This is a genomic window from Rathayibacter sp. AY1A3 (genome assembly GCF_002930975.1).
Taxonomy (GTDB): Bacteria; Actinomycetota; Actinomycetes; order Actinomycetales; family Microbacteriaceae; genus Rathayibacter.
This window is the reverse complement of the sequence record NZ_PSTO01000001.1, coordinates 220,294-229,200: the sequence shown is the minus strand read 5'-3', so window position 1 is coordinate 229,200 and position 8,907 is coordinate 220,294. Positions and strand designations below refer to the sequence as shown.

The following is an 8,907-nucleotide window of genomic DNA, read 5'->3' as shown; positions in this document are numbered from 1 at the left end:
GTGCTGCGCGGCGCCGTGATGGTGATGGCCGATCTGGCCCGCGAGCTCAAGCTCGACATCGTCATGGACTGGATGGCCGTCTCGTCCTACGGGAGCGGCGTCGCGGGGACGGGGTCAGGGGGCCGCGGGTGCGAAGACGAGGGTGGTGCCGCGGCGGGTGGCGAGGACGCCGGGGAGGTCGACGCCCTTCTGGCCGTGCCAGTCGGTGACCAGCGCGGCGACCGCCAGCGTCTGCGAGCGCGAGAGCGCGACTCCGAACTCGTTCGCCACGACCAGGCGGATGATCCGCTGCCGCAGCGCCGGCGGGTCCGCCGCGAGCCCGCGCGCGTCGACCGTGACGTGCCCCGCCTCGTCCTGGCCCACCAGCTCGAGCGCCCAGTCGAGGGCGAGCGCGTCGAGCGCGTCCCCGTCCTCCCGCAGATGCTCGGCCGTGCGCGCCAGAGCCTGGGCCACTCCCGGCCCCAGCTCGTCCTCCAGCACGGGCAGCACGCGGTTCCGCACCCGGACCCGCGAGTAGCGGGGGTCGTCGTTGTGCGGGTCGTCCCACGGCACGAGCCCCTGGTCGGAGCAGGCGAGACGGGTCGTCTCGCGCCGCAGGCCCAGGAGCGGCCGCCTCAGCGGCCCGCTCACCGGCGCCATCCCGTGCAGCGAGGCCGCACCGGCTCCGCGGGCGAGCCCCAGCAGCACCGTCTCGGCCTGGTCGTCGAGGGTGTGGCCCAGGAGGATCGCGGCGGCGCCCGTCGCGGTCAGCGCGTCGTCGAAGGCGCGGTAGCGCGCGCTGCGGGCGGCCGCCTCCGGACCGCCCTCGGCGGACACCGTCACCACCTCGCGCAGCACCGGCGCGAGCCCCAGCGCGTGCGCCTGCTCCGCGGCCCGCCGCGCGACCTCCGCCGACGCCTCCTGCAGCCCGTGGTCGACGATCACCGCGCCGGCCCGCCTCCCGCCCCGCGGGGCCTCGAAGGCGACCGCCGCCGCGAGCGCGAGCGAGTCCGCTCCCCCGCTCAGCGCGACCAGCACGAGCGCTCCGGGGTCGAGCCCGTCGAGGCTCTCGCGCACCGCCCGCCGCAGATCGGCGACGGCGGGGGTCAGGCGGGGGCGATCGGGCACATCAAGTAACGTAATGCCAGCGATCCGCCCCTCCCGCGCGCGCACCCGCGCGAGCGTTCCGGAGGCCGATCCGTCCGCCGATGCGCCGCTCACGGCGCCACCGACTCAAGGAGAGAGCATGGCCGCATACGACGTCGTCGTCGAGATCCCCAAGGGGAGCCGCAACAAGTACGAGGTCGACCACGAGACCGGTCGCGTCTACCTCGACCGCGTGCTCTTCACCTCCTTCGTCTACCCGACGGACTACGGGTACTTCGAGAACACCCTCGGCCTCGACGGCGACCCCGTCGACGCGCTGGTGCTGCTCGAGTACCCCGTCTTCCCGGGCGTGGGCGTCTCCGTCCGCCCGGTCGGCGTGCTCAACATGAGCGACGAGGCCGGCTCCGACGCGAAGGTGATCGTGGTCCCCGCGAAGGACCCGCGCTGGCAGCACATCCAGGACATCGGCGACGTCCCGGAGCAGACGAAGAACGAGATCAAGCACTTCTTCGAGCGCTACAAGGACCTCGAGCCCGGCAAGTGGGTCAAGGTCGACGCGTGGGGCGACGCCGCCGAGGCGGAGCAGATCGTCCAGGACGGCATCAAGAAGCTGGCCGAAGAGGGTCACTGACCCCTCGCATCAACGAAGGAACCCCCTCCCGTCGTCTCGACAGGAGGGGGTTCTCTCGTTGTGCTGTGCGGCCGCGGCTCAAGCGGCCGGGCGGCCGACCATGCCGGCGGGCGTGCCCCAGGTGTTCCAGATGCGCACGGGCTTGCCGTAGTCGGCGGCCTCGATGATCTGGTTGTTCCCGAGGTAGATGGCCACGTGGTAGTAGTCCCCGCCGCCGCCCCAGAAGATCAGGTCGCCGCGCTGGCGCTGGCTGTAGGGGACGAGCTTGCCGGCGCCGGCCATCGTGTTGTACTGGTTCGTCGCCGAGTGGGTGCCGATGTAGATGCCCGAGGACGCGTACGAGGCCTTGGTGAGGCCCGAGCAGTCCCACTGGTCCGGGCCCATGCCGCCGAGGACGTACTCCTCGCCGAGCTGAGCCATCGCGTACGAGATCGCGTTCTCGACGGCGCCGCTGGTCGGCACCAGGACCGGAGCGGTCACCGGCTGCGGGAGCGGCTGAGCCGCCGGCTGGGCGACCGGCTGAGCAACGGGCTGGGCCGGAGCAGGAGCGGGCTGCTGCTGCGCGGGCTGCGGCGCGGCGGGCTGCGGGAGGGACGCGGTCTGACGCGACGGGGCGGCGGTGTCGGCCTGCGCCGAGGACTGCTGCTGGGCGGAGCGGGCGGTGGACTGCGCCTGAGCGGCGGCCTCCGCCTCGGCCTGCGCCTGGGCGGCGGCCTCGTCGGCCTGGCGCTTCTGCTCGCCCGCGAGGTACTGGGTCTCGGCCTCGACCGAGGAGTCCTTCAGCAGCGCGAGCTGGGCGACCAGCTCCTGCGACTTCTCCTCCTGCGCCGAGAGCGACGCGCGGGCCGACTCGGCGGCGGCGTCGGCGTCCTTGCGGGCGGCGTCGGCCTCGTCCGAGAGCGCCTGGTGCTCGGTGACGGCGCGGTCGGCCTGGTCGCCGAGCGACTCCGCGTTCTGCTTGTCGGCGAGGGCGTCGGCGTAGACCTTCTGCGACTGCTCCGAGAGCTGCGACATCGCGCCGAGCTGGTAGAGCAGGTCGCCCGCGTCCTTGCCCTTGGCCACGAGGCTGGCGGAGAGGTCGCCGCCGGCGGCGCGAGAGAGGTGCGCGGCCAGCAGGCCGGCGCGCATCTTCGAGGTCTGGGCCTTGGCGGAGGCGGTGGTCGCCTTCTCCTCGAGGTCGGCGACGGCCTTCGCAGCGGCGTCGAGCGCCTCCTTGGCCTGGCGCCAGGCCTCGGCCTTCCTCATCGCGGTGATCGACTTCTCGTCGACCGCGGTCTGCAGGCTCGCGATGAGGCCGGTGATCGAGTCGATCTCGGCCTGCTTGCTCGCCTCGTCCTTCTTGGCGTTCTGCACGTCGTCCCACGTGGGGTACTTCGCGTCGTCGGCGAGGGCCGGGGTGATGCCGAGGGATGCGGTGACCGCCGTGACCGCGAAGGCGGCGGAGATGACGAGCGGGAGGCGGCCCTTCCAGGCGCGCTCCCGGGGTGCCGGGGTGAAGGTGCGTGCGGTCGTCTGTGCGTCAGCCAAGGGTGACTCCTCGTTGGGCCATGAACGGTTGGGCGTCGACGGCGGAGCCGTTGACGCGGGTCTCGAAGTGCAGGTGGCAGCCGGTGGAGGCGCCGGTCGAGCCGACGGCGGCGATCTGCTCGCCCGCCTGGACCTGCTGGCCGACGCGGACGTAGATCCCGCCGGACATGATGTGGGCGTAGCCGGTGCTGATGCCGCTGCCGTGGTCGATCAGAACCCAGTTGCCGTAGGTGCCGTTGGGGCCCGCGTAGGAGACGGTGCCGCTGTGCGCCGCGAAGATCGGGATGCCGCAGCCGCCCGCGAGGTCGGTGCCGCGGTGGTACGAGCCGGAGGATCCTCCGCCGGTCGAGATGCTGTCGCGCGGGCCGAAGGTGCCGGTGATGCGGCCTCCGGCAGGGCGGACCCAGCCGGAGCCGCTGACGGCGCTGGAGCCGCCGCCGCCCGAGGGGGCGTCGTATCCGCCGCCGCCACCGCCGCCGCTGCCGCCGCTCGACGCGGCTGCGGCCCGTGCGGCCTCGCGGCGCGCGGCCTCGGCCTGGGCGGCGGCCTGACGGGCGGCCTCCTCCTCGGCGAGCTTCCGGAGGCGCTCGGCCTCGCGGGCGGCGACGCCGGCCTCGTACTCGGCCACGGTCTTCGACTCGGTGTCGCGGAGCGCGGCGAGCTGCTGCTCGAGCACGACGCTCTGCTCCTGCTGCTCGGCGAGCGCGGCCTCGGACGCCTCCTGGGCGGCGGTCGCCTCGGCCAGCTTCTGCTCGGCGGCGACGCGGAGGCGCTCGCGCTCCGCCTGCGCGACCTCGGCCTGGTCGGCGAGGGAGGACGCGGTGTTGCGGGCGGTGCTGGCCTGCTCGTAGATCGCGGAGGAGCGCTCGACCAGCTTGGTCATGCTCCCGATCTTCGACAGCAGCTGGTCGGCCTGGCCGGCCTTCTGGTCGAGGAAGATGTTGACGGACAGGTCGGTGCCGGTGCTGCGGTAGAGCTGCGCGGCGAGCAGGCCCGCCTGCTGCGAGGCCTTGTCGGCCTCCTCGGCGCTGGCGGCGGCCCGGTCCTCGAGCTTCTTCGACTGGTCCGAGGCCTCGTCGAACGCCTGCTGAGCGGCGAAGTGCTCGTCGCCGCGCTGCTGCGCGAGCTGCTGGGCGGAGGCGACCTCGCTCTGGAGGTCGCCGATCAGGGACGTGATCCGGTCGACCTGAGCGGCGGCGGCGGCGGTGTCGCCCTTCGCCGCCTCGACGTCGGCCCACGACGGGTACTCGACCGCCTGGGCGGGAGTGGCGACGAGCAGGCCGGCGACGAGCGCGACGACGGCGGAGGCCAGGGCAGCACCTCGGAGTCGCCCGAGTCGCGGCGCGCCGGGGAGGCGGGCGGGACGCGGACGGCGCAGGGAGTGGGGCATGGGACCTCGGGGATAGGGGCCCTCCCTCCGCGGCGGTGCGGCTCCGGCGCGCGGGTGGGGGGAAGAGCGATTCCGCCCCACCCTAACCGCGGCCCTGCCCGATCTCCTAGACCCGGGTCAACCCCGGACGGGGTGCACGCCGCCTGCGGAACCGTCGATTTTGCATCCTGCGCCGCAGCCCCCTATGCTTGCGTGTCGGTAGTCATGGGGGGTCGGCCGCAGGGTCGCCCCGCGAGTCTCCGGCCCCATCGTTTAGTGGCCTAGGACACCGCCCTTTCACGGCGGCAGCACGGGTTCGAATCCCGTTGGGGTCACGGATGGGTCGGTACTACCAGCACCACCAGAAGTACCAGCACCACCGGAAAGTGCACCGGCTCGAGAGGGTCGGGGCGTGAAAATAGAACAGCCTCGAAGGCAGTATGCTTGTCTTCGCAACGAGGCCCTGTAGCGCAGTTGGTTAGCGTGCCGCCCTGTCACGGCGGAGGTCGCGGGTTCAAGTCCCGTCAGGGTCGCAAAGAGGCCCTTCCGAGAGGAAGGGCCTTTTTCAGGAGATCACCTCTCCAGCGACATCACGTCGCAACGGCTCTGTAGCTCAGTTGGTAGAGCGCACGACTGAAAATCGTGAGGTCACGGGATCGACGCCCGTCGGAGCCACTGAAACCCTCGCCTAGCTTCTACATGGCGGGGGTTTCTTCGTACCCGGAGGTCCCCGCCGCCGCGATCCGCTACGTGCGCCCGTCCTGCCGATCCGGACCCCGCCGGGCAGCGACTGCAGCCCGGATCCCGTCCAGGCGGTCTGCGTAGGCTGGCCCGGTCATGCAACCCGACGCCTTCCCGCCGCCCGATCCCGCGACGCTCGCGCCCGACTCCGCTGGGGCGCCCTCGTGGTCGGCCGAGCCCCTCCCCTCGGTCCACGCGCCCTACTCCTCCCTCCTCTACCTGCCCGATCCTCGGGTCCGCTGGGGCCTGCCGACCGCCGTGCTCACGATCGTCGGGATCGTCCTGCCGCTGGCCGTGCTCATCCTGCTGTTCGGGTTCGGCGTGCTCCCCTACTCCGCCGGACTCGCCTTCGCGGGGGCGCTCGCGAGCTACCTCGTCGCGCTGATCGTCCCGTTCGCGGCGTCTCGGCTGCGCGGGCTGGGCACGATGGCGGCCGACTTCGGGCTGCGGTTCCGCTGGATCGACGTGCCCATCGGGATCGGGCTCGGCATCGCGGTGCGCATCGTGATCCTGTTCGTGCTCGCCGCGTTCGCTCCGCTCCTCCAGGACGCGCAGGGGAACCTCGACATCGACCCCGATCCGCTGTGGTTCGTGCTGAGCTCGGTCCTCATCCCCGTCGTCGTCGCGCCGCTGGTCGAGGAGGTCCTCTGCCGCGGCGTCGTGATGCGCGCGGTGCGGAACCGGATGCTCCGGGGCTCCGCGGAGTCGGCGCCGCCCACCCGCGGCCGCCGCGTCTGGGCGATGGTGTTCAGCATCCTGGCGTCCACGGCGGTCTTCGCCCTGCTGCACGGGCACCAGATGGTGAACCCGGCGACGATCGTGACGCTCGGCGTGACGACGGTCACCGCGGGACTCGCGCACGGCTGGATCGCGACGATCACCGGGCGGCTCGGAGCGGCGATCGTCTCGCACGCGACGCTGAACGGCTCCGCGGTGCTGCTGCTGGCGCTGCTGCCGCTGCTGACTCCGTAGGGGGATCTCGAGAGGCCCGCTGCGCGGGGTGCTCGATCGGCAGGAGTCGGGGCGGCCCGATCGGGGGCGTGGGGCGGCGCGTCAGACGTCGTAGGTGCGCGCCCCGGGCAGCGGGCCGCGGACCTGGCGGTGGAGGCGCTCCATGTCGGCGTCGAGGGTGGCGGCGGTGCGGGCCGCGTCGGCGAGGCCGTCGAGGAGCTCCTGCGGGACCTGGCGGTCGTACTTGTAGTAGATCTTGTGCTCCAGGCTCGCCCAGAAGTCCATCGCGATGGTCCGGAACTGCACCTCGACGCAGACGTCGACCGATCCGCCGGAGAGGAACACGGGCACCTCGACGATCGCGTGCAGGCTCTTGTAGCCGTTCTCCTTCGGCTCGGCGATGTAGTCCTTCACCTCGAGCACCGTCACGTCGGACTGCGAGGTGAGCAGGTCGAAGACGCGGTAGACGTCCGAGACGAAGCTGCAGGTGATCCGCACGCCGGCGATGTCGGTGATCGCGTCGGCGATGCCCTCGAAGGTCGTCTCGCAGCCCTTGCGCTCGATCTTCTCGATCAGGCTGTCGGCCGACTTGAGCCGGCTCGTGACGTGCTCGATCGGGTTGTACTCCTGCAGCTCGCGGAACTCCTCCTGCAGGATCGACACCTTCGTGACGATCTCGTCCATCCCGAACTTGTACTGGAGCATGAAGCGCGCGAAGTCGTCGCGCAGGGCGCGGATCTCGGCGACGGTGGTGGCGTCGAGCGCCTCGGCGACGGCGTCCGTCAGCGGAGGGACGGCGTGCGCGGGTTCGGGGATGCGGGATTCCACAGTCGGACACCCTACGCGCGGAGTCGTTCGAGACCGGTGGGAGGCGCCCGGCCTAGCCTGGGAGCGTGATCACCGAGCCCCGCCCGCTGCGCTTCTGCGCGTTCGTCATGAACACCGCCTCCCACATCCAGCACGGCCTCTGGCGCCACCCCGACGCCCGGCAGCACGAGTTCGACGACGTGCAGCTCTGGATCGACCTCGCCCGGACGCTGGAGCGCGGCCGCTTCGACGCGATGTTCTTCGCCGACGTGGCGGGGCTCTACGGTCCGGCGGACGGCGACTGGGACGTCAACGCCCGCGAGGGGCTGCAGCTGCCCAGCAACGACCCGTCGGTGCTGCTCTCGGCCCTGGCGGTGAGCACCGAGCACCTCGGCTTCGCGTTCACGAGCTCGGTGCTGCAGTCGCATCCGTTCGACTTCGCCCGGAAGGTCTCGACCCTCGACCACCTCTCGAAGGGGCGGATCGCCTGGAACATCGTCACCAGCGCCCTCGACGGCGCGGCCCGCAACTTCGGCTACGACCGGCTCGAGGAGCACGACGAGCGCTACGCCTGGGCGCAGGAGTACCTCGACGTGGTCTACAAGCTGTGGGAGGGCTCGTGGGACGACGGCGCGCTCCTGCGCGACAAGAGCGGCTCCTTCGCCGACCCGGCGCGCATCCACCGCATCGACCACGTCGGGAAGCGCTACCGCGTGCAGGGGCCGCACCTCTCGGCTCCGTCGCCGCAGCGCACCCCCGTGCTCTTCCAGGCCGGCTCCTCCCCCGCAGGCCGGCGCTTCGCCGCGCGGAACGCGGAGGCGCAGTTCGTGTTCTCGGGGTCGCCGGAGAAGACCCGCGAGCTGATCGAGGACACGCGCGCTCTCGCCGCGGCGGCCGGTCGCGGAGCGGGTGCGCCCTCCTTCTACCTGGGGCTCTCCTTCATCACCGGCGACACGGAGGAGGAGGCGCGACGCGCTGAGCGCGAGATCGACGAGTACCTCTCCTCCGACGCCTTCCTCGTGCACTCGAACCTCGGCTTCGACCCGGCGACGGGCGAGAAGCTCGACCCCGACCTGCCGCTCTCGGCGATCGAGACCTACGCCGGCCAGAGCCACCTGCAGTGGATCCGGGACGCCTCCCCCGACCGCGAGCCGACCGTCCGCGACCTGGCCCGGCTCTCGGCGAAGCTGCGCGGACGGGTCGTCGGCACTCCCGAGCAGATCGCCGACCACCTGGCGGGCTGGCGCGACGCGGGGATCGACGGGATCAACGTCGTCAACTGGATCCTGCCCGGCAGCTACGAGGAGTTCGTCGACCGGGTGATGCCGGTGCTCCAGGAGCGGGGCCTCGCGCAGACCGAGTACGCCGAGGGGACGCTGCGCCGCAAGCTGTTCGGGACGGACGAGCTGCCGGCGACGCACCCGGCGCGGGCGTACCGCGGGGCGTTCGCGGGCTGAGCCGCCGCGGGCCGGGCTCTGCGCGTCCGCTGCCCCTGCACGGGCCGCTCGCCTCGCCCCGCGCCCTCCGTCGGGCGGGGGACGCGAGGGCGGGCGCGGCTCCGTAGCGTCGAGGGATGATCCAGACCTGGGGAGTCCTGTCCGCGCTGTACGGAGTCGTCGTGACGGCGGTCGCGGTGCTCGCGATCGTCCTGCTGGTGCTGCTGTGCCGCCTGGTGCTCGCCGCGCGCGAGAACCTGCAGGCCTCGACGCGGCTGCGCGAGCTGCAGATCGAGCGGATGCTTCTCGAGGACGAGTAGCGGACGCGCGTCGCCGGCCGAGACCAGGTCTCCTCGGCG

8 protein-coding genes, 3 tRNA genes and 1 pseudogene are annotated in these 8,907 nt (G+C 72.4%); 8 read left to right on the top strand and 4 right to left on the bottom strand.

Going from position 1 to position 8,907, the window contains the following annotated elements; translation table 11 throughout:
- Positions 1-114 (top strand): annotated as a pseudogene (locus C5C10_RS18125) (hypoxanthine phosphoribosyltransferase); the annotation flags it as partial.
- Here the strand turns inward: C5C10_RS18125 and tilS are convergent.
- On the bottom strand, positions 115-1,107 hold the full coding sequence (gene tilS, locus C5C10_RS01050) for a tRNA lysidine(34) synthetase TilS (protein ID WP_104328290.1): 993 nt from the start codon (positions 1,105-1,107) through the stop codon (positions 115-117).
- A 118-nt stretch (positions 1,108-1,225) separates the two neighbouring features.
- Here tilS and ppa point away from each other — a divergent pair, with 118 nt between their 5' ends.
- Complete coding sequence (ppa, locus tag C5C10_RS01045; protein ID WP_068255683.1) at positions 1,226-1,717, top strand: inorganic diphosphatase; 492 nt, start codon at positions 1,226-1,228, stop codon at positions 1,715-1,717.
- Positions 1,718-1,795: 78 nt separating this feature from the next.
- Here ppa and C5C10_RS01040 read toward each other — a convergent pair whose 3' ends face one another.
- Together C5C10_RS01040 and C5C10_RS01035 are read right to left on the bottom strand one after the other, a co-directional pair.
- A complete protein-coding gene (locus C5C10_RS01040; RefSeq protein ID WP_104328289.1) occupies positions 1,796-3,244 on the bottom strand; it encodes an NlpC/P60 family protein in 1,449 nt (482 codons plus the stop codon).
- Positions 3,237-4,634, bottom strand: a complete 1,398-nt coding sequence (locus C5C10_RS01035; protein WP_104328288.1) for a peptidoglycan DD-metalloendopeptidase family protein — start codon at positions 4,632-4,634, stop codon at positions 3,237-3,239. The genes C5C10_RS01040 and C5C10_RS01035 overlap by 8 nt, the downstream gene beginning before the upstream one ends.
- 241 nt (positions 4,635-4,875) lie before the next feature.
- Here C5C10_RS01035 and C5C10_RS01030 point away from each other — a divergent pair.
- The 4 genes from C5C10_RS01030 to C5C10_RS01015 all read left to right on the top strand — a co-directional run bounded on the left by C5C10_RS01030 (position 4,876) and on the right by C5C10_RS01015 (position 6,326).
- A tRNA-Glu gene (locus C5C10_RS01030) sits at positions 4,876-4,948 on the top strand.
- A 124-nt stretch (positions 4,949-5,072) separates the two neighbouring features.
- Positions 5,073-5,146: transfer RNA gene (locus C5C10_RS01025), tRNA-Asp, on the top strand.
- Between the two features lie 69 nt (positions 5,147-5,215).
- Positions 5,216-5,288: transfer RNA gene (locus tag C5C10_RS01020), tRNA-Phe, on the top strand.
- 162 nt (positions 5,289-5,450) lie between these two features.
- On the top strand, positions 5,451-6,326 hold the full coding sequence (locus C5C10_RS01015; protein ID WP_104328287.1) for a CPBP family intramembrane glutamic endopeptidase: 876 nt from the start codon (positions 5,451-5,453) through the stop codon (positions 6,324-6,326).
- Positions 6,327-6,407: 81 nt separating this feature from the next.
- Here the strand turns inward: C5C10_RS01015 and C5C10_RS01010 are convergent, their stop codons facing one another.
- On the bottom strand, positions 6,408-7,010 hold the full coding sequence (locus C5C10_RS01010) for a GTP pyrophosphokinase family protein (protein WP_104234325.1): 603 nt from the start codon (positions 7,008-7,010) through the stop codon (positions 6,408-6,410).
- Between the two features lie 230 nt (positions 7,011-7,240).
- Here C5C10_RS01010 and C5C10_RS01005 point away from each other — a divergent pair, with 230 nt between their 5' ends.
- The gene (locus tag C5C10_RS01005) at positions 7,241-8,569 is read left to right on the top strand and encodes an NtaA/DmoA family FMN-dependent monooxygenase (RefSeq protein ID WP_374953130.1); all 1,329 of its coding nucleotides are present in this window, start codon (positions 7,241-7,243) and stop codon (positions 8,567-8,569) included.
- A 116-nt stretch (positions 8,570-8,685) separates the two neighbouring features.
- Complete coding sequence (locus C5C10_RS01000) at positions 8,686-8,868, top strand: hypothetical protein (RefSeq protein ID WP_104328286.1); 183 nt, start codon at positions 8,686-8,688, stop codon at positions 8,866-8,868.
- Positions 8,869-8,907: the final 39 nt, after the last annotated feature.

Excerpts from the sequence above, each read along its gene's own strand:
- C5C10_RS01015 (WP_104328287.1), top strand. The coding sequence starts at position 5,451 with ATGCAACCCGACGCCTTCCCGCCGCCCGATCCCGCGACGCTCGCGCCC.
- C5C10_RS01005 (WP_374953130.1), top strand. The coding sequence starts at position 7,241 with ATGAACACCGCCTCCCACATCCAGCACGGCCTCTGGCGCCACCCCGAC.
- C5C10_RS01010 (WP_104234325.1), bottom strand. The coding sequence starts at position 7,010 with ATGCTCCAGTACAAGTTCGGGATGGACGAGATCGTCACGAAGGTGTCG.
- C5C10_RS01035 (WP_104328288.1), bottom strand. The coding sequence starts at position 4,634 with ATGCCCCACTCCCTGCGCCGTCCGCGTCCCGCCCGCCTCCCCGGCGCG.
- C5C10_RS01000 (WP_104328286.1), top strand. The coding sequence starts at position 8,686 with ATGATCCAGACCTGGGGAGTCCTGTCCGCGCTGTACGGAGTCGTCGTG.
- ppa (WP_068255683.1), top strand. The coding sequence starts at position 1,226 with ATGGCCGCATACGACGTCGTCGTCGAGATCCCCAAGGGGAGCCGCAAC.